23 protein-coding genes are annotated in these 19,718 nt (G+C 43.7%); 19 read left to right on the top strand and 4 right to left on the bottom strand.

Annotation, left to right across the window (positions count from 1 at the left end):
* Positions 1–32: 32 nt before the first annotated feature.
* Entirely contained in the window at positions 33–1,481 is a 1,449-nt protein-coding gene (gene gnd, locus R7Q38_RS19290; protein WP_005377160.1) for a decarboxylating NADP(+)-dependent phosphogluconate dehydrogenase, read from the top strand.
* Positions 1,482–1,574: 93 nt separating this feature from the next.
* Here gnd and R7Q38_RS19285 read toward each other — a convergent pair whose 3' ends face one another.
* Positions 1,575–1,778 carry a hypothetical protein gene (locus R7Q38_RS19285; protein ID WP_005377162.1) on the bottom strand — a complete coding sequence of 68 codons (204 nt, stop codon included), beginning with the start codon at positions 1,776–1,778 and terminating at the stop codon, positions 1,575–1,577.
* Between the two features lie 578 nt (positions 1,779–2,356).
* On the opposite strand from R7Q38_RS19285, the gene R7Q38_RS19280 reads away from it, so the two are divergent.
* On the top strand, positions 2,357–2,494 hold the full coding sequence (locus R7Q38_RS19280; RefSeq protein ID WP_005377165.1) for a hypothetical protein: 138 nt from the start codon (positions 2,357–2,359) through the stop codon (positions 2,492–2,494).
* A 61-nt stretch (positions 2,495–2,555) separates the two neighbouring features.
* On the opposite strand, the gene R7Q38_RS19275 is transcribed toward R7Q38_RS19280, so the two are convergent.
* A complete protein-coding gene (locus R7Q38_RS19275; RefSeq protein WP_005377167.1) occupies positions 2,556–4,322 on the bottom strand; it encodes a sigma-54-dependent Fis family transcriptional regulator in 1,767 nt (588 codons plus the stop codon).
* Between the two features lie 239 nt (positions 4,323–4,561).
* On the opposite strand from R7Q38_RS19275, the gene R7Q38_RS19270 reads away from it, so the two are divergent.
* Positions 4,562–6,082 (top strand): aldehyde dehydrogenase family protein, encoded by a 1,521-nt coding sequence (locus R7Q38_RS19270; protein WP_005377169.1) that lies wholly within the window; start codon positions 4,562–4,564, stop codon positions 6,080–6,082.
* Between the two features lie 126 nt (positions 6,083–6,208).
* On the opposite strand, the gene exsE2 is transcribed toward R7Q38_RS19270, so the two are convergent.
* Together exsE2 and exsC are read right to left on the bottom strand one after the other, a co-directional pair.
* Positions 6,209–6,514: a T3SS regulon translocated regulator ExsE2 gene (exsE2, locus tag R7Q38_RS19265; protein WP_017821350.1), complete on the bottom strand. Its 306-nt coding sequence runs from the start codon at positions 6,512–6,514 to the stop codon at positions 6,209–6,211.
* An 8-nt stretch (positions 6,515–6,522) separates the two neighbouring features.
* The gene (exsC, locus tag R7Q38_RS19260) at positions 6,523–6,969 is read right to left on the bottom strand and encodes a type III secretion system regulatory chaperone ExsC (RefSeq protein WP_005377174.1); all 447 of its coding nucleotides are present in this window, start codon (positions 6,967–6,969) and stop codon (positions 6,523–6,525) included.
* A gap of 388 nt (positions 6,970–7,357) precedes the next feature.
* Here exsC and R7Q38_RS19255 point away from each other — a divergent pair, with 388 nt between their 5' ends.
* From R7Q38_RS19255 to R7Q38_RS19180, 16 genes are all read left to right on the top strand, one after another.
* On the top strand, positions 7,358–7,771 hold the full coding sequence (locus tag R7Q38_RS19255) for a YscW family type III secretion system pilotin (RefSeq protein WP_054576970.1): 414 nt from the start codon (positions 7,358–7,360) through the stop codon (positions 7,769–7,771).
* A 609-nt stretch (positions 7,772–8,380) separates the two neighbouring features.
* Positions 8,381–9,241 carry an AraC family transcriptional regulator gene (locus R7Q38_RS19250; protein ID WP_005377191.1) on the top strand — a complete coding sequence of 287 codons (861 nt, stop codon included), beginning with the start codon at positions 8,381–8,383 and terminating at the stop codon, positions 9,239–9,241.
* Between the two features lie 148 nt (positions 9,242–9,389).
* The gene (locus tag R7Q38_RS19245) at positions 9,390–10,370 is read left to right on the top strand and encodes a T3SS regulon anti-activator ExsD domain-containing protein (RefSeq protein ID WP_238844300.1); all 981 of its coding nucleotides are present in this window, start codon (positions 9,390–9,392) and stop codon (positions 10,368–10,370) included.
* A 12-nt stretch (positions 10,371–10,382) separates the two neighbouring features.
* Positions 10,383–10,811 carry a YscB family type III secretion system chaperone gene (locus R7Q38_RS19240; RefSeq protein WP_054575043.1) on the top strand — a complete coding sequence of 143 codons (429 nt, stop codon included), beginning with the start codon at positions 10,383–10,385 and terminating at the stop codon, positions 10,809–10,811.
* Complete coding sequence (sctC, locus tag R7Q38_RS19235) at positions 10,808–12,682, top strand: type III secretion system outer membrane ring subunit SctC (protein ID WP_250154654.1); 1,875 nt, start codon at positions 10,808–10,810, stop codon at positions 12,680–12,682. The genes R7Q38_RS19240 and sctC overlap by 4 nt, the downstream gene beginning before the upstream one ends.
* A 5-nt stretch (positions 12,683–12,687) precedes the next feature.
* Entirely contained in the window at positions 12,688–13,989 is a 1,302-nt protein-coding gene (sctD, locus tag R7Q38_RS19230) for a type III secretion system inner membrane ring subunit SctD (protein ID WP_005377197.1), read from the top strand.
* A complete protein-coding gene (locus tag R7Q38_RS19225) occupies positions 13,976–14,179 on the top strand; it encodes an EscE/YscE/SsaE family type III secretion system needle protein co-chaperone (RefSeq protein WP_005377198.1) in 204 nt (67 codons plus the stop codon). Before sctD ends, R7Q38_RS19225 begins: the two co-directional genes overlap by 14 nt.
* Before the next feature lie 18 nt (positions 14,180–14,197).
* The gene (gene sctF / locus R7Q38_RS19220; protein WP_005377199.1) at positions 14,198–14,446 is read left to right on the top strand and encodes a type III secretion system needle filament subunit SctF; all 249 of its coding nucleotides are present in this window, start codon (positions 14,198–14,200) and stop codon (positions 14,444–14,446) included.
* A gap of 3 nt (positions 14,447–14,449) precedes the next feature.
* Complete coding sequence (locus tag R7Q38_RS19215) at positions 14,450–14,809, top strand: YscG family type III secretion system chaperone (RefSeq protein ID WP_005377200.1); 360 nt, start codon at positions 14,450–14,452, stop codon at positions 14,807–14,809.
* Positions 14,806–15,441: a YopR family T3SS polymerization control protein gene (locus tag R7Q38_RS19210; protein WP_025768115.1), complete on the top strand. Its 636-nt coding sequence runs from the start codon at positions 14,806–14,808 to the stop codon at positions 15,439–15,441. The genes R7Q38_RS19215 and R7Q38_RS19210 overlap by 4 nt, the downstream gene beginning before the upstream one ends.
* Positions 15,442–15,449: 8 nt before the next feature.
* Entirely contained in the window at positions 15,450–15,794 is a 345-nt protein-coding gene (gene sctI / locus R7Q38_RS19205; RefSeq protein WP_005387149.1) for a type III secretion system inner rod subunit SctI, read from the top strand.
* Positions 15,794–16,540 (top strand): type III secretion system inner membrane ring lipoprotein SctJ, encoded by a 747-nt coding sequence (gene sctJ, locus R7Q38_RS19200; RefSeq protein WP_086012989.1) that lies wholly within the window; start codon positions 15,794–15,796, stop codon positions 16,538–16,540. Before sctI ends, sctJ begins: the two co-directional genes overlap by 1 nt.
* Positions 16,533–17,198 (top strand): SctK family type III secretion system sorting platform protein VscK, encoded by a 666-nt coding sequence (gene vscK / locus R7Q38_RS19195; protein WP_115386029.1) that lies wholly within the window; start codon positions 16,533–16,535, stop codon positions 17,196–17,198. The genes sctJ and vscK overlap by 8 nt, the downstream gene beginning before the upstream one ends.
* Positions 17,177–17,815 carry an HrpE/YscL family type III secretion apparatus protein gene (locus R7Q38_RS19190; RefSeq protein ID WP_005387146.1) on the top strand — a complete coding sequence of 213 codons (639 nt, stop codon included), beginning with the start codon at positions 17,177–17,179 and terminating at the stop codon, positions 17,813–17,815. The genes vscK and R7Q38_RS19190 overlap by 22 nt, the downstream gene beginning before the upstream one ends.
* A gap of 185 nt (positions 17,816–18,000) precedes the next feature.
* Positions 18,001–18,432: a type III secretion system chaperone gene (locus R7Q38_RS19185; protein WP_239939239.1), complete on the top strand. Its 432-nt coding sequence runs from the start codon at positions 18,001–18,003 to the stop codon at positions 18,430–18,432.
* Between the two features lie 3 nt (positions 18,433–18,435).
* Positions 18,436–19,599 carry a VopS family T3SS effector adenosine monophosphate-protein transferase gene (locus tag R7Q38_RS19180; RefSeq protein WP_239939240.1) on the top strand — a complete coding sequence of 388 codons (1,164 nt, stop codon included), beginning with the start codon at positions 18,436–18,438 and terminating at the stop codon, positions 19,597–19,599.
* Positions 19,600–19,718: the final 119 nt, after the last annotated feature.

Here is a 19,718-nt window from a genome sequence, read left to right as displayed (position 1 = left end):
GCTCGTCGATGAAATAAAATTGGAGAGAAACAATGAAAGGTGATATCGGTGTAATTGGCCTAGCAGTAATGGGTCAAAACCTTATCCTAAACATGAACGATCACGGCTTTAAAGTGGTTGCTCACAACCGTACTGCTGCTAAAGTAGACGAGTTCCTGGAAGGTCCAGCAAAAGGCACGAACATCATCGGTGCATACTCTCTAGAAGAACTAGTAGAGAAGCTAGAAACGCCGCGTAAAGTAATGTTGATGGTTCGCGCTGGTGACGTTGTAGACAAGTTCATCGAAGCGCTAGTACCTCTGCTAGACAAAGGCGACATCATTATTGACGGTGGTAACACTAACTACCCAGATACAAACCGTCGTGTTGCTGCACTACGTGAAAAAGGTATCCACTTCATCGGTACTGGTGTATCTGGTGGTGAAGAAGGTGCGCGCTTCGGTCCATCTATCATGCCTGGCGGTGCTGCTGAAGCATGGGAAGCGGTTAAGCCTATCTTCCAAGGTATCGCTGCGAAAACTGACGCTGGTGAGCCATGTTGTGACTGGGTTGGTAACGACGGTGCTGGTCACTTCGTTAAGATGGTACACAACGGTATCGAATACGGTGACATGCAGCTTATCACAGAAGCTTACCAGTTCATGAAAGACGGTCTTGGTATGTCTGCAGACGAGATGCAAGCAGTATTCGCTGATTGGAACAAGACTGAGCTAGACAGCTACCTTGTTGAAATCACGGCTGACATTCTTGGCTACAAAGATGAAGACGGTGAGCCTCTCGTTGAAAAGATCCTAGACACAGCAGGCCAAAAAGGTACTGGTAAATGGACTGGTATCAACGCACTAGACCTAGGTATTCCACTAACACTTATCTCTGAGTCTGTATTCTCTCGTTGTCTATCTGCACTGAAAGACCAACGTGTTGAAGCTGAATCTCTATTCGGTAAGACAATCACTCCAGTTGAAGGCGACAAGCAAGAGTGGGTTGATGCACTACGTCAAGCGCTACTAGCTTCTAAGATCATCTCTTACGCTCAAGGCTTCATGCTAATGCGCGAAGCGTCTAACGAGAACGGTTGGGACTTAAACTACGGTAACGTAGCTCTAATGTGGCGTGGCGGTTGTATCATCCGTTCTGCGTTCCTAGGCAACATCCGTGATGCGTACGAAGCGAACCCAGACATCGCATTCCTCGGTTCTGATGAGTACTTCAAAAACATCCTACAAGGCAGCCTAGCAGCATGGCGTAAAGTAGCAGCGAAATCTCTAGAATCTGGTATCCCAATGCCATGTACGATTTCTGCGCTATCTTTCCTAGACGGTTACACAACAGCTCGTCTACCAGCGAACCTGCTTCAAGCTCAACGTGACTACTTCGGTGCTCACACTTATGAGCGCATTGACCGTCCACGTGGTGAATTCTTCCACACTAACTGGACTGGTACAGGCGGCGACACAGCGTCTACAACTTACGACGTGTAATCGTTTTAAGTAAACCGACTAAATATAAAGATATAAAGGGATGCCCAAGTGGCATCCTTTTTTGTTTTTGCTTTTACGGAACTTCAAGAGCGCCTAGGCGCTCTTTTCAGTGGTCGTTTTCTTGTTTTGATAAAACCTGTCTTTTAGGTAGAGAATTGCACTGACCACAAGAGCCACTAAAGAAACAGTGAATAGGGCGTACATGCTGAGAATCCATGCGAATGTGGCCGTCAAGAATGCAATGAAGGAAAACATTCTGCTGAAAGACATCACATGGCCAAGTTTGTTACTTTTCATAAACGCCTCCCGAAGCTAAGTGGGGATAGACAATTGTGGTCATATGCCACACTTTTAATTGTCTGCTCTTTTGGGACGTTTCACACAAAAAAGTGGCTAAAGATTTCTCAAAAAAGGTGAAATATTGAACTGGTAGACAAATCGTTAAACTGAGTTGCACAGATATGACTTCGGTTGTCTATCACTTCAAAGTTTTTAACTACGCAGATTAAGGGCATGTAGCGCTATTATTATCGTATTCGAACTCTACGATACACAATTGCAAGTGAACCTACACTCGTAAGCTCATCCCTGTCGTCAGTTACAGTAAAAGCTTTTTTCTCTGTTTAACAATACCTTAGTAACTACGGGCAATTAAATCTGTTTTTCGATCGAAACTCAGATTGCACAAAAGGTGAAAAAGAGTGCTAGGTAAGCCTCTAAACTACGCCTATAATTAGCGCCCACATGGAGGATGTTTATTATATGAACATCCTTTATTTTTTGAAACTAGCAACAAGGATCCAGTAAAACATGTTTTTCTGGTTTTGTTTACGTCGACCAAGAAGGTAATTAACACAGCAAATTGAGGTTCTAAGATGACTCTTAACAAGTACTTTGTTTTCATTCCAGCAGAATTGGAACAGGAAATGCACAAGGACAATCAAGTGATCTCTGAGAAGGAAACTCAACGTCAGGCATTAGTAAAACAGGCACAACAACAAGGCGGCCTGTAAGCTAGGTTTCAAAGAGAAAGAGCACCGCAACGGTGCTCTTTTTGTATCTGAGGTCGTAGAATTAACTTAATATGCCAAGGCTTTTCAACTTTCTGTAAATGGTATTTCGGCTCACACCAAGCATACGAGACGTTTTGCTAATGTTCCCCTGGTTGGCTTGATATGTTTTGAGCAACTTATCTTCGACGGTTGCACGCAGTTCTGAAGTTGGTTCAGCGGATGCTGCTCCTTCTTGAGCTTGGCTGAGTTTCTTACTTAGGTGGGCTGGGACGTGTGTGAGTTCCAATATTTCTTCACCTTGCGCCATTAAGGCGGATACTTTGATTAAACTATCGAGTTCACGCAAATTTCCTGGCCATGAGTAAGACAGCATCAGAGAAAGTAGGTGAGGGCAAAGCTGTTGTTCAGATTCGGCGTGACGCCGATGAATGTTCTCAATCAGTTGTCGTTTGTCATCACGTTCCTCAAAGCGAGGTAGCTCAATGATCAAGCCATTAAGGCGATAATACAAATCTTGGCGGAACAATCCTTCGCTGACCAAATGTTCCAGATCTTTATGCGTGGCTGCAATGATTTGCGTATCGACTTGAATACTTTGGTTTGAACCCACGGGAAGCACGGTTTTATCTTGCAATACATGGAGCAAGCGGCTTTGAGCTTCCAAGGGTAAATCTGCGATTTCATCCAGAAACAAAATCCCTTTGTGTGCTTGGCGAATTTTCCCCTGATAGCCTTTGCTGTTTGCGCCAGTAAAGGCACCGGCTACGTAGCCAAATAATTCAGATTCAACCAGATCTTTTGGTAGCGCTCCGCAGTTAACGGAAACCAACGGTCCCGTTTTTCTCTGGCTGTTTTTATGAAGCGCTTTCACAAACTCGTTTTTGCCAACACCAGTCTCTCCGAGAATCAACAAACTGATGTCTTTATCGATGACGCGATTGGCTTGCTGCCAACAGTGCTCAACTGCGGAGTCGCCATAATGAAGATCATTGGACGCCGCTACAGCACGAGACTTGACCTTGCTATCTTTATCGGTAAGCGGTTTTGTTTTGAAAACGAAAGGGTGCTCATTTCCCCGAGTGGATAGAATGTCGTCTAAGGATTGCCCAATGATACTTTTTTGCGCAAAAAGTTGAGAGGCTACTTGATTGTGAGCCAAAACTTGTCCGTCTTCATTTGCAATGATAATTCCTTGCCAACCACTATTCAGTAAACCTTTTTCGCACGCTAAATCCACACGAATATGCCCTTGTGGAATCAAGTTAAGTAGTTGATTCTCCACTTGCTGGACCATGTTTTGTACTAGTACTTGCGTTGAGAAGTCATGTCTCTTTTGCTCGCTTGTAATATCTAATACGCCAATGAGGTTACCAAGATGATCGAAAATAGGATTAGCCGAACAGCTAATAAAACGATGGTGTTGGATAAAGTGCTGATCACCAATAACAGAAACGGGCTTTGCTTCAACCAAAGCTGTACCAATCGCGTTGGTGCCTTTGACCTTTTCTTGCCAGCATGCTCCAGAGCTTAGCGAGATTTCCGTTAACTTTTCACGAAATCTAGGCTGTCCCCAACTGCCGATGATGACACCATCTGAATCCGTCAAAATTAAGCGACTGTCGCTATGAGCAAATAGCTGATTAAACAAAGGGAGCGCAAATTGAGTGACTGCCTCTAGCAAAAAATTGAGTTGGTGACGCCTATCTTGGAGCGTCGCTGGCGTTACTCGAATATCTTCAGGGCGTCGACGCTGTTTTAAACCCGCTTGTTCACTTCTGACCCATGAAGTTGAAAGCCAATTGTTATCGCTAATATGTTGAAGTTCCATGACTGTACCATTTTGTCACAGTGAGGGTGTGCCATTTTGGAACACTTGAACATTGGTGTTCACACCATACATCCGCTCAAACATCGCTCACTTGGTTTGTTATCGCTTGGTAATCATAGTTTTACATTTAATTAACAACAAGCGTGGCGTAGTTGGCGTGTGACTTGCGTAATGCTCTTTGTGAACAGTGCGATACGACACTGCAATAACACATTGAACGAGAAACAAAAGGAAGAGTTATGATCTATGCACAGCCAGGTAGTGAAAATGCCATTGTTAACTTTAAATCGCATTACGATAACTTTATCGGTGGGGAATGGGTAAAACCAACGGGTGGTGAGTACTTTGACAATATCTCACCAATCAACGGACAAGCGTATTGTAAAGTTGCTCGCTCTGGCGAGGAAGATATTAATTTAGCACTGGATGCCGCGCACAACATCAGAGCAAAATGGGCCAAAACCAGCGTGACAGAACGTTCGAACATCTTGCTGAAAATTGCTGACCGTATTGAGCAGCATCTAGAAGAGCTTGCTGTTGCAGAAACTTGGGAAAACGGCAAACCAGTTCGCGAAACCTTGGCGGCAGATTTACCTTTAGTAGTGGATCACTTCCGTTACTTCGCTGGCTGTATTCGCGCACAAGAAGGCAGTGCGGCAGAACTGGATGAGCACACCGCAAGCTACCACTTCCCAGAACCGATTGGTGTGGTTGGTCAAATTATTCCGTGGAACTTCCCAATGTTGATGGCGGCTTGGAAACTAGCACCGGCACTAGCGGCGGGCTGCTGTGTGGTATTGAAGCCAGCAGAGCAAACCCCAACATCCATTCTGGTTCTGATGGAAAAAATCGGTGACCTTCTTCCTCCTGGTGTCATCAACGTTGTAAACGGATATGGTTCTGAAGCGGGTCAAGCATTAGCAACCAGCAACCGCATTGCGAAACTCGCTTTTACCGGGTCTACGCAAGTTGGCAACCACATTCTGAAATGTGCAGCAGACAACTTGATCCCATCGACAGTTGAGTTAGGTGGTAAATCTCCAAACATCTACTTCTCAGATATCTTCGATTACGAAGATGAGTATCTTGATAAGTGTATCGAAGGTACGTTACTTGGTTTCTTCAACCAAGGTGAAGTTTGTACTTGTCCATCTCGCGTACTGGTTCATGAAGCGATTTATGACAAGTTTGTAGAGAAACTGACGGAACGTGCACAGCTGATTAAACAAGGTAATCCGCTCGATACCGATACTCAAGTTGGTGCTCAGGCTTCTCAAGAACAGTTTGATAAGATTTTAAGTTACCTGGAAATCGGCCGTGAAGAAGGCGCAAAAGTGGTCTTTGGTGGGGGAGTGTCAGAACAGCCAGAGTCTATCAACCAGGGGTACTACATTCAGCCAACCATGTTGGAAGGCCACAACAAGATGCGAATCTTCCAAGAAGAAATCTTTGGCCCAGTGATCGCTATCACCAAATTCAAAGATGAGGCTGAAGCGTTGGAAATCGCAAACGACACTGAATATGGCTTAGGCGCAGGTGTTTGGACACGTGATGCGAACGTTGCATATCGTATGGGCCGTAATATTGAAGCTGGCCGGATCTGGATTAACTGTTACCACGCTTACCCTGCACACGCAGCGTTCGGTGGTTACAAAAAATCGGGTATCGGGCGCGAAACGCACAAGATGATGCTGGATCACTACCAGAACACGAAGAACTTGCTGATTAGCTACAGCATCGACCCGTTAGGCTTCTTCTAGTGAAACTAAGTAATTAATAAAGAAAAAGCAGTATGAATCAAAACCCCGAATCTTCGGGGTTTTTTATTAGCGTGAGCTTGTCGGCTGAAGGTTAACTTAGATGTTTAACCTGCTTATATTGTGATATCAGGAACGTTGAATTATCGCCACTTTTCGTTCCATAAGCTTTTCTACGGCGGCGTTTTGCTTGTCAATGTTGAGTTGCGGATCAAAGTCCAAAACGCGATTGCAAGATTCGAGACTGGCAAATTGATTTAAACATTCACCAAGCTCTCTTTTAGAGCTTGTTCGCATCAGACTGCTTTCTGATGAGGAGAGTAGGGTGACTTTACGGCCATGAAACGTTCCTTGCGGCACTGCATCACTTTGCTGCGCTTGTTGAACGTCATGAACCGATGAATTGGTGTATGTGGATTGGATGTCATTGGACATAAAGACACCTAAACTCTCAAGTCTAAAGTTTGTGGCATCGGTGGTGCCTCATCAATAGTTACATGAGAAGACAATAACGCTTCCCACGACTCGCTGTGCGTCAGCAATTCTGCTAAAGCTGTTTCAAAATATTCGTAATCCAGTCGCCTAATGTTAATGAGTCGGTTTAAACATAGGACGTGTCGGTGGTTATCTAAACTAAAAAATAACTGGTGCTCAGGCCAGTGATAATTAAAGGCCAAAAAAGAACGATAAAGATCGGAATTTACAATTTGAAGGCCAACAATCTCAGCTTCGAGCTGCAGAGTTGTCGATTCAGGATGAAAGATGATATGCACCCTTAGATTATCATCAAAGGCTAAGCTTACTTCATTTTCCGTTAGATGCAGTGCAGGCAAGCCTATTTGATGAGCAAACTTTAGCAAAATCTCATCGATAGTTTGGCGTGCTGACATAGGAATAGTCCCTTTTGAAATTTTATCAAGGAAAATATTAGATGTATCTCTTCATGTTTATCAATATTAGTCGGTTGTTATTATATTTTGGCTTTTAAATGTGTTGAGAGAAATAGAAAGGCAAAAGTAAATGTGTTCAGATGCATATCTCAATGGCAATGAGATATATGAATATCATTTTTCTCTAATAAACTTCAATTAAGGAAGGAATGAAAGTGAGCAGAAACTGCTTTTGAAATTACAGTCCATGTTAACTACGTGTTGTTAAAAAATGCGATTTATTGTCCGCTTGTAGTATAAATATAAGTTGATCTTTTATATTTTTACATAAAGAATTGTGTGAATTTCAAATGAGCTAGATTATATAAAATAAGTTTATGGGGTCATAATGAACAATTCTATATGGGCTGGTTTTATTGGGTTATTCATACTGAGTGGGTGCAGTCAGACTGTGTCCGTCAATGGGGTGGATGGCTTTGATACACAGAGTCAGGCATCAGTCTATGGTTGGGTTTCTGTCGACGGCTACTTTCCACCTTCGATTACTTCTCTTGAGGTGGAAATATGTAAAGTTATTGATAATCAATGTCTTAAATCAGCATCTCAGAGCTACCAAGGTGTTCAGTTGCCTGTGCAGTATTCGTTTTTAATTGCACCAATTCAAGCTGGTGAAGGAAAAATGAAGATTATTGGAAAGCTTTATTCAAACGGTGATCTCGTTGCGGAAAAAGAAAAGAACTATTTATTTTTTGAGGGAAATAAACAAGAAAACTTGATTCTTGTTCCAAAAATAAACAGATAAAATTTTAAGTACTACATTTTTATTAGAGTTTTCTAATTTATAAAAATAAAGACTATATCTTTCCTTTTGTGAAAGATTTGTTGTCTTTTATAAACATTAATTACATGACTTTGAAGTCATCGGGTCAGTTGTTTTTTAGACTCATACTTGTTGCAAAAACAGTATTTTTTATGATTATATCTCGCTCCTTGAACACGTTGGCTTGGCGTTTTAGGCTATAAAACATACATTTTTATGATTTTGGAAATTTAATTTTGTTCTCGAAACGATGCCGAAGTCTATTTAATTGTATTCTAATGTATAACAAAACAACCAAACTTAAATAACGAAATCATATTTAAGTTTTGGCTAATGATAAACGCTATCTGATAAAAATAATAAAGACGGACAGCAGAAATTTACTAAGTCAAACTTTTACCTTTAGGTAAAGGTAATGCTTGGGTTATTCGCTAATTATTCGGGGGGTATGGTAAGTGATAGAACTTCTATGCTCTTTTCTTTGCTTCTTTAATTCATACAGCAGTACTTAGAAATAACAACAATCAAAGTAGTGCTTTGAAAGTTTCTCAACATTTGCACTGAGAAACTCAAAATAATGAAGGGTAGAAAATGGATGTGTCAGGCCAACTAAACTCAGAAAGGGTCGACTCGAGTTCACGAAAAATTCGTAGTTTTTCCTGCTATGAAAAATCTGACGAAGTATTTCACTCAGACCAGTCTCACATTGTTGTCGTTCACAATGGTCAGCTTCGAGTTCAAACAGGTGATTGCACAATCGATGTTGCTGCAGAAAATGGGGTATTTCTATCCCAAGGGGATTACTTGTTAGAGTACTCTCCGCTAGATGGGGCATACAAAGCGTCGATTATTGCTTACGACAATGAACTCGTTAGTCAGTTGCTGCAAAAACACAGTGATCTCTTGATGATGCTGCCTAAGGTAGACAAAGTTTGTTCTGGTTTGTTTACTTTTGGTTTGAACATACTCGTTGAACAAGTGCTTTCTAGCATGCAGACGCTTGAGCAACAAGCGTACCCTGATGCCATTATGTGCCTAAAATACGAAGAACTACTCATTCTCTTGCTACACAGCAAAGGAGGAGAATCACTGTATGCGTTGCTGTCACAACAAACAAACCGTACGTCGGAACGGTTACGTCGATTTATGGAACAGCATTACTTAAAAGAATGGAAGTTGACAGACTACGCGCAGGAGTTTGGTGCCAGCTTAACCACTTTTAAAGAGCTTTTTAATGAGCACTATGGCATTTCTCCAAGAGCTTGGATCAGTGAGCGTCGACTACTGCATGCTCATAAACTGCTGTTGACGAGCAAGATGAGCATCGTAGATGTGGCGATGGAGGCAGGGTTTTCCAGCCAGTCTTACTTTACGCAGAGTTACCGTCGTCGTTTTGGAACGACCCCAAGCCGCGTACGTTCGGGAGACGATCAAGTGGCTATCGCGAAATGAAATGACTTGAGACTAAAATTTTCTGACTAATTTTGAAAGTCACTCACCAGTGTAAATTCTATTATGTATCGTGTAACAACGAACGATTAAAAATTATTACATCTCTTTCTTTCTGGATTGTTCGAAAGGGGTGCGGAGACGAACATAAATGAAAAAGCAGCATTGGCGACGCCGTTCGCTTTTTCCAGACAGCATAGTGACACAGCGGAAAGTGACTGTTTTACAAAGAGGAGCTCGTTATGAAAACGCCTCGAAACCTACGCAGGATCTCAATGTTGTGCACGTCAATCACCGACAATTGTTGAGTGAAGGCGTCATAAATTATGAGCAGTTATCTTTACTTCAACGCTTGTTGGATAGAAATGTCGTCGATAGCCTGTGCGCTAGCCAGTTAGTAAAAACGTATCAAAAACTTGGTGCTTCGATAGACCGGTTTGCTATGCGTTTATTTTTGGAAATTGGATCGCAGCTCAGTGATAGCAGCACAATCACAACGTTCGAACAAAGGCTGGACTACATCAACTCTCGTCTGGGCTTTCGCTTTAATTTGGCTGTCCCAAAAACGTTGATGCTTTGTTTCCATTTATCACTCAACGAGTGGATTAACCGACAAGTCGATCAAAGTGCTCTTCATGCTTCGATTAAAGTTGAACAACTTATCAATCAACTCGATATTCAGAAGGAATATTGGTCGAAGCTATCAGGGGAAGACACCAGTGCCGTCTTTGTTCAACAGCAACTCGATCTTATTAAGAGCCAGCAGCATCAACTTAAAAAGCAACTTGGGACGTTAAGCGAACAACAGTTGCAAGTGATTGAATGTCATCGTTCGTTAATTGAGAAGTGGCAACCGTCTTTAGACGAGCTGAAAGGGTTCGCGGAGTACACCTCTACAACCGAACAATTTATTTCTGAGTGGAAAAATTGGTGTTCGGAAGTGCGACTTGAGGCCCCCGAGCTGAACGAAGTTTGGGATGCATGCGATGTGGTTTACAACGACCAAAATGCGGTTGCGAAAGTATGGCAATGGTTCAAGAACATGCAAACTGTTGGTGATATCGATCACTACTATTTTGATACTCAAAGTGGTCAGTGCGGCCAGGCTTGCAATCACCTCAGCCAGATCTAAATAGGGCGTTAAATGTTAGATAAGATGATGAAATCTTTAGCGGAAGCGCTAAAGGTAGGGGATTTTATTGCCTCAGAAAATGGTTCTTACAACATCGAGGTTGACCAGTTATCACTGACCATCAAGCAACATGCGTCATGGATTTTATGGGAAGCGACGTTACCCTTCCAGTTTAAAGAGCATCTAGATTATCAACAAGAACAAGCGTTACAACGTTGCATGCAGCTCTCATTAAAAACCATTCGTGAGGATGGCGGCGTACTGACAACCAATGATGATCAGCAATTGATTTTGCAAAGTAAAGTAAGGGTTGAGGACTGTTCCGTGGAACGGTTCTCTACTTTACTTTCTAAGCACGTCAATCTATGTGAACGTTACATTGCATTATTGGAACAAGAACGCGTGAACCACACAATCAACCATACAGTGTGGTTACCATGATGCAAAAAATCTTTCCCAACATTAGACGTGCTGCAACAAAGGCATTGTTATGCGCAGTGAGTGTTGTTCCTTTGGGATATGCGCAAGCAACAGACTTACACTGGCCTGAACAACCGTTTCGCTACTATGCAGATAACGACTCATTAAAAGAGTTGTTGAATAACTTCGGTGCAAATTATCGTGTCTCGGTTTCTGTTAGTGACAAAGTCAACGATCGAGTGAATGGGCGTTTTACCCCTGAAGATCCGGCGGAATTCCTCGATTACTTATCGCAAGTGTACAACTTGATGTGGTATTTCGATGGTGCCGTCTTACATGTCTATAAGGCGACAGAAACTCGCTCACGTTTACTTCAATTGGAATTACTTACGGCTAGAGAGCTACGCAGTACGTTAATTTCCACCGGCGTTTGGGATTCTCGTTATGGTTGGAGAGCCGCTGAGAGCAAAGGGTTAGTCTATCTTGCGGGTCCTCCACGTTATGTCGACTTAGTGGTACAAACGGCGGAGGCATTGGAAACGCGCTTGCTGCAGAAATCGAATTCAACCGACGAATTATTCGTTGAGATAATTCCTTTGAAGTACGCTTCTGCAACGGATAGAGAAATTGCATATCGAGATCAGACAATTACGGTCCCTGGCATCGCATCGGTGTTAAAACGGGTCGTGTCTGGTGTTCAAACTCAAGTGACGAGTGCGTCTAGCAAAGAAGTTACCAGTTCAGATAAGCCTGTAAAAAGTAATAAAACCGCCTCAGTTCATGGTGGCGCAACAGTTGAAGCAGAGCCGGGCCTTAATGCGATTATCGTTCGTGATACTCAAGCACGATTACCGCTCTATCGTAAACTGGTCGCGCAATTAGACCAGCCGCAATCAAGAATTGAAGTCGCGCTATCGATTGTCGATATCAGTGCCAACGATTTAAGTCAGTTAGGCGTGGATTGGCGAGCGGGAGTGTCTGTCGGAAACAACCGCATTGTCGATATCAAAACAACAGGGGATGTGAATTCGGGGGATGTGACGCTCGGCAGTGGACAGAACTTTAAGTCCTTGCTTGATTCAACCAACCTAAATTACTTGCTGGCTCAAATTCGTTTATTGGAATCCAAAGGCAGTGCTCAAGTGGTTTCAAGACCAACATTGTTAACTCAGGAAAATGTCGAAGCGGTACTGAACAACAGCAGCACGTTTTACGTCAAGCTGGTTGGTAAAGAAACCGCAGCACTGGAAGAGGTCACGTATGGCACGTTACTGAGAATTGTCCCACGTATCGTTGGTGATAGATTTGCTGCACGACCTGAAATTAACCTGAGCCTTCATCTCGAAGACGGTGCAAAGATCGCTGATGGTGGCGTCGATGACCTTCCTTCCGTTCGTAAAACTGAAATCAGCACCTTAGCGACGGTTAAACAAGGGCAAAGCTTACTTATCGGTGGTGTGTACCGAGATGAAGTGAGCCATCAGTTACGTAAAGTGCCATTGCTAGGAGACATCCCATATTTAGGCGCGCTGTTTAGAAGTAATACCAATACTAAGCGCCGCACAGTACGAATGTTTATTTTAGAACCTCGAATTGTTGTGGATGGTATTGGCGATAGTGTGTTGATTGGCAACGAATATGACTTGCGACCAAGTATCGGCAAGCTTAACAACATCTCCAACAATAGCGCTGAATTTAAATCTGTAGTGGAAGTATATAGCTGCACATCGAGGGTTCAAGCCGAGCGCTATCAACAAGACTTATTGTCACAGCAAAAGTCGTCTCAATTAACGCAGTGCCGATTACCAACAGGGCAAAAGGGTTGGCGGGTGAAAGTATTGGAATGTGATGACTCACAAAGTGAGTGTGTGCGCCCTTCAGAGGAGTCTTAACCGCGATGCAGCAATGGAAAATTCGTATTTTATCAGGCGTGCATACCGGAGTAGAAGTCACCTTACCTGAAGGTGCTCTCGTGCTTGGCAGTGACGACTTTATTGCTGATCTTGTACTGTCTGATGCTGGGGTCGAAGCGAACCATTTCACCCTCGTTTGCCAGCAAGACTCGGTCATTTTACGAGGCTGCGAAGAGGCAAATATTAACAGTGAAGACATCGCTGTTGCAGGTGATGGTATCGAGTTGTCACGCCATGCTGTTGTCTCGGTCGGCGTTGTGAAGTTCGCTCTGGGATACGCGGAAGATGCGTTAATTGTGAGTAACGTCAGCGACGAATCTAGCCAACAGAATACACCTGTGGTTGCTGTGCAACGCTCTAGCTGGAAAAAAACAACGCTCATCGCTTTGCTCTGTAGTTTTGTCCCGAGTGTCATTTTTGCCGGTATGTGGTACAGCCAAGCTAACGGAAACAACAATGAAATTGTTACAGAAGCAGAACCCATTGTTTTGGTACGTAACATCTTAGGCGAGCTCAAACTTAGCGACGTTCGTGTGGAATGGAATGCCGCCGCACGCCAAGCAGTCTTAGAGGGCTATGTTGAAGACCGAACACAGAAACTCGATCTGCTTGGTCGAATTGATGTATTGGGCATCAATTACAAAAGTGACTTAAGAACGATGGAAGAAATCCGTCGCGGGGTTCGATTTATTTTGCGCAACCTCGGCTATCACCAAGTGAAAGTCGAAAATGGCGATGAGACCGGAACACTGCTGCTGACGGGCTATATCGATGATGCAAGCCGCTGGAACCAAGTTGAACAAATCTTGGAGCGAGACGTGCCGGGTCTTATTGCGTGGAAGGTTGAACTGCAGCGAGCGGGTGCCTACATGGATACGCTAAAAGCGTTATTGACGGATGCGGAGTTACTGAAAAAAGTCCAGTTGGTCACCAGCGGTGATCGCATCGAAGTTCGTGGTGAGCTTGATGATATCGAAACGACTCGATTTTACGGTGTGACCCGAGACTTCCGGGAACAATATGGTGAGAAACCGTACTTAGTTTTGAAATCCATACCTAAGGTGAGTAAAGGCACCAATATCGATTTCCCGTTTCGTAGCGTTAACTTTGGCCAGGTTCCATATGTGATTCTGACCGATAACGTTCGCTATATGGTCGGTGCAAGAACGCCTCAGGGCTACCGAATATCCAGTGTTACACCTGCTGGTATTGAGTTGGTTAAAGGCGGGCGGGTGATAACAATAGAACTCGGATATGAAGGCGAGACGAACAATGACAAATCTTGAACAAATTTTAAATAACGACACAAACGGTGCGGAAGTGCACAAGATTAAGAGCAAGCTCTTAGAAGCACAAGCGGTGGTGAAACGTCAGTTGGATTTAGGGTGCTCACCACAGCAGTACCAATTGCTACTCAAACAGTATGAAGCTTACACAGCCGCCCATGCGGTCGTTGAATCATACGAAGCTAACTAAAAAATACGAGGAAGTCTTATGTCATTTTACGATGCTAGTAACAGTGTAAACCTTGATGATGTTAAAGCTAAGTTAGAACAACAAGCGAAAGATGCCAACACAGAAGTGACGGCAGCCATCAAGAACCTAGAAACCAATGCCGATGATCCATCAAAGCTTGCCGAGCTTCAGCACGCGATCAACAAATGGTCTGTTGTTTACAATATCAATGCGACCACCACTCGTGCGATTAAAGATGTGATGCAGTCGATTCTCCAGAAGGTGTAAAGCATGGAACGAGAAACGCGCCAACTGCTGGCTGAAATCGCGCTGATGGCAACAGGTATGCATCGTCATCAAGAAGCCAACACGATTGCAGATGGCCTTGAAGCAAGCTCAGGTTCTGAAGAGACCGTTGCGATGATTCGTGCAATGAGCCTCATGAATAAAGGCTTGTATGAAGAGGCTCATCAATTACTCGAACCACTTTGTAATGCCTATCCAGATCTGATCAGCTTAGCGGCTCTTGCTTCTGCCAAAGCCGGTTTACTGAGCAAAGCGGAAAGCTGGGTAGAACTTGCGTCACAAGGAAGCGAAGAAAGCCAAGCATTTGCTGCGAGCTTTTCTCAGGACATTAGGAATCTTGGATGATCATTGATTCAAGCAACCTAAGTCTTCAACACCAATCTTTGCGTCAGTCGGAGTCGCGCCATTATGAGCGGAGCGATGAAGACAAGATGAAAGCACTCATGGAGCGAAGTGACAAGCAAGAGCAAGTTTCACATGTTTCTCCAAAAGAGACGCTAGAGAAAACAGAAGCCAAACTGGCGGAGATTAAAGCGTGGTACGAATCATTAAAAGACGCAGAGGTTGTCAGTAAACAAAGTGTCTTATCATCGTTAAATGAAGCGTTCTCCGACCCTCAAGTTAAACGAGAGGCAATGTGGTACGCCTTTCATGAGGCGAAGAGTGCAAAAGGCAACGAGCAGCCACAATCTGATTTGTTAAAGGTGTTGAAGCAGGAGTTACTAGGGAATTTTTCGGGACAGCTTATTGCCGAACCACCTGCTGATAAAACAGCACTAAAAGCAATGCTAGCGCAGCATTTTCCACTGGGTGCCCAGAAAGAACAAGCCTTATGGCATTGCTGGGCAGAGTTGAAGTCGTTACCTGATATGGCATCAACACTGGACATGGTTCGTGATGAACTTAGCTTCATGATCCAAAAAAATGCGATGGTGAAAAACATCATGACTCACAGTCACAAGTTAGATTTATCTTAGGAGTACATATGATAAACACGCAGTACACCGAGGTGATGCAAACCAACATTGATAAGTTGCAGGATGCGCAAGTCGAAGACGGTTTAAGCGAACGTTTTGAGCAAGCCATGTCGGTTCCCGAGGCAAGTAATGGCCTGGAGGGAGGTTTGCTAGAAAACATCAGCGAGTTGAAAAACACTATCGATAACGCGAAAAGTAACCTGCAAGACAACATGAAGATGGTGGGTGATGATCCGGCGCAATTACTGCAAATGCAGTGGGCGCTGACACGCATTACTTTTCAAGAAGAGCTGATCGCGAAAACCGTGGGTAAAACCACACAAAACGTAGAAACCTTATTGAAGGCACAATAGTGATGATGAATAAAATGAGAGCAGTTTTCATCATGCTCACGTTGTTTCTGGTAGGTTGTCAGACCGAGCTATACACCAACGTTACTCAGAAAGAGGGTAATGAGATGTTGTCGATCTTACTATCCGAAGGTGTCGTTGCAACAAAAGAACCTGACAAAGACAACACCGTCAAGTTAATGGTAGACAGTTCTCAAATCGCCTTCGCGGTAGACGCGCTAAAGCGAAAAGGCTATCCAAGAGAGCAGTTTTCTACACTGAAAGAGGTGTTTCCTAAAGACGATTTGATCTCGTCACCATTAGCAGAACGAGCACGTTTGGTATACGCGAAATCTCAAGAGCTCTCCTCAACCTTATCTCAGATTGATGGCGTGCTAGTGGCACGTGTTCATGTTGTTTTGGAAGATCAAGATCTGCGTCCAGGAGAGCGTCCAACTCCAGCTTCTGCCTCCGTATTTATTAAACACGCGGCAGATATTGCGCTTGATTCATATGTTCCGCAGATCAAATTATTAGTGAACAACAGTATTGAGGGGTTGAACTACGATCGAATCAGCGTAGTGATGGTACCCTCATCAGAGGTTCGAGTTGCTACTCAAAACAATCAATTTAAAAGCATTTTGTCGGTTCAGGTCACCAAAGAGACGGCGAATAATCTTATCGCCATTTTGGTGTTCTTGGTAGCGGCACTCATCGGCTCGAATATCGCTACTTTTACATGGTGTCGTAGGAACACGAAGCGTGGTTAAACCAGAAACACCACTCGCGCAGGTACAACACCAGTTTAACTATGCGCCTTGCCAGTACATCCATAGAAGTTGGATAGAGCAAAAGCAGCCTTGGTTACTAAATATCGAAGGCTGGAGAGATAACCCCATGTTCAACCAATGGTGTATCAATGAGTGGGCGTTATCTCCCGTTCCTGAGATGGCTTTTAACAGACCTTGTCATAGTTTGGCATTGCTCCCGACAGACGCGTTGAATCAACTCGTATTGATGGTGGGTGGAGCTTTACATTGCGTTGCGATGCGAAGCGTTGTCTTAAAACACCCGAAACAGGTTCTGAACAACGTTTTTGGTTTGGAAGGCGCTCGGTTCTTAATTCAAAACGGGCCGATGCTGTTATCCAGCTGGCCGCAAGGCTGGCAGCGTTCGTTACCAGAACTACTGGATGAAAGGTCTGTTGAAGCAAGCATGAGGGCGCTGGGATATTTTTGGATGAGGTTTATTTTGATTAACTCACCGGAAGATGTTGTTCTTCGTTGGCAATTCAAATTAGAAAAGCAACTTAGCGAAAACGCGGAAACAGCTAACTGGTTGGAAGCGGATCAACGAGATCTGGCGTATCGACTCACAAAAAAAATCGCAAAACAGGTTATTCCTCAATGGTTTCATTTGTTGAAATAAAAACAGACAATTTGCAGCTGGCACCTGGCTTAAAGGTGCTGAAAGCGAAAGATTATGCCAGTTATCTGGATTCGCAACACTTAGTTGAAGCCGCGAACTCCAAAGCTGAAAGCATCATTGCTAATGCCCAGCAAGCCTACGAAACCGAAAAACAACGTGGTTATCAAGATGGCCTTGCACAAGCCAAGATTGAAAATGCGCAAACGATGGTTGAAACCTTAGCACGTTGTAATGACTACTATCAGCAAGTCGAAGAAAAAATGACAGGTGTGGTGTTAGAAGCAGTACGTAAGATCATCGATACCTTCGATGATGTCGATACCACGGTGAGTGTAGTTCGAGAAGCGTTGCAACTGGTGAGTAACCAAAAGCAGGTCATTTTACATGTCCACCCAGAGCAGGTTGTTGAGGTGAGAGAAAAGGTGGCTGGAGTATTAAGTGATTTCCCTGAAGTCGGTTACGTTGACGTGGTAGCAGATGCGCGCTTGAAAAATGGAGGCTGCATTTTGGAAACAGAAGTTGGGATCATCGACGCCAGTATTGATGGACAGCTGCATGCGTTAAAGCAAGCTATGGTGAAGCAGCTCAGCGAGCGTAAAATTACGATTCATGAATAAACCTTAAAAACTCAGCACTTGCTGAGTTTTTTCATTTTAATGCCTTTAAACAAAAAAAATCCGACCATTTCTAAAATATTCACTGCCATAAATCCTTAAGAATACACCTAAGAAAGCTGCTTAGTTGATAAGTGTTGCAACCAAGCAGCGCCTCTAAAACAACAAAAATAGGATTATTTAGTCGAATGGCTAATGGATTTATAACTTCTTTACTGACAGATTTTGCCAGCCGCTGCCAATTGGAGCCGTTGGTTTTTGATGAAGATGATTGTTGCCATCTACTCGTTGAGCAAAACACAGCAATCACAATTCGTGCACAAGAAGATCGTGCGACGCTTATCGGGCTGATTTCAGGTGATGAACCGAGTGCTGATATTTTGCATCAACATATGAAAGATGCCTTAACGCAAGGTTCTCCAGCGGTATGCTGGGAGGAAGAGACCGGATACATCGGTTTCATACACCTGCCTCAGCAACTGCTAACTGCATCTTTTTTCGATGAGTCATTTGCGAATTTCATCGAGTGGTTAAAAAGTGCGAATACACAAGAAGTAACCAACAAAACAACCGAAGTACCGGAAACGAATACCACTCATTTTTCCACATTAAGGGTTTAAAACATGATCAGTTTTGGAAGTGTTAGCGCGTTGCAGGCCGCCATGCCGCAAGCTCGTAACGAGATACTTAACGAAGGTAAGCTGAGTATTGGTGGCAAAGAATACCAAATCAACGCAGCGACCCAAGAATTTACTCGTACCAATCCTACTAATGGTGCGGTAGCGCGATTTTTTGAAGCGACAGGAAAATTGTTTCGCGAAGGCAGCTCACAATCGGTTGCGAAAGCCCTTACAAAAGCCGTATTTGATAATGAGCAAGGCCAAGCTCAGCGTTTACGAGCTGCTTCTTCTGTTGAGCATGGACAAATGTTCTTCAAAGATGGAAACATAAAAACCGCATCAGATGTCTTAAATGCCTTTGCGAAGTTAGACAGTAAATCAGTTCAGTCGAACTCTGCTGAGCTAAACCAGTTAGCAGAGCGAGCGATGACAGAGGCAATGTTAGAAACCGATTCTGGTAAAAACCTCACATCACTGATTGGCGAAAGTGCAGCGAAGTCGCTTGCTGGACGTGTAGTAAAGGACTACGGCGGTGGTATATCTGCAGCGCAGAAAAATCCGGCAGGTAGCATCAATCAAATGCAAGCGGTGTTTGATATGGAGGTGATGCATCTTAAATCGGCGCAACGTCATATCGAAGGTCTAGCAAGCACCGATCTAAACCAAGGTGTATACGCTGAAGGACTGGCAGAGGACGCGTTTAACAAAAGTGGCGTAACCAATAATGTTGAAAGAGCTGCGGCGTGGATCATTAATGCTTCTAACTCTAAAGGAAACGATGCCGAAAATATTACGTCTTTACTGAAAGAATACGCGTCTAATGGTAAAGACTTATTGAATATGGAAAACCTAAAAGAGCTACACGCTCGATTGGTGCCTAATGTTGAGCGTGATTACCGAGGGCCAAATATTTCGGGTGGCACTTTGCCGTCAAGTATTGGCGGTGAGGGCATGTTAAAGCAGCACATTGAAGGCTTTTTGAAAGAGAACCCTGTAGAAGATAAAGACTTAGGTAAACATTTGTTCGCCGGAGTTATCGGGTACCATGGCTTTACCGATGGAAATGGTCGCATGGGGCGCATGCTATACGCGATAGCAGAACTTCGTAACGACTCGTTCAATCCTTTAGCTATGGATGCAGAAAATAGCCTTCACGGTATTAAGTGATTTTCTACTTCTATTTAATTTTCGGAGCGGCGATTGCCGCTCTTTTATTTTCAGCCCTAAACCACCTACTTCAGTAGGTGGTTATCATCCGTTTCGGCTTTGCCTGTAAAACTACTCAT

It is taken from the genome of Vibrio sp. Vb0598, assembly GCF_033338935.1.
Taxonomy (GTDB): Bacteria; Pseudomonadota; Gammaproteobacteria; order Enterobacterales; family Vibrionaceae; genus Vibrio; species Vibrio alginolyticus.
This window is presented reverse-complemented; position numbering and strand designations above follow the sequence as displayed.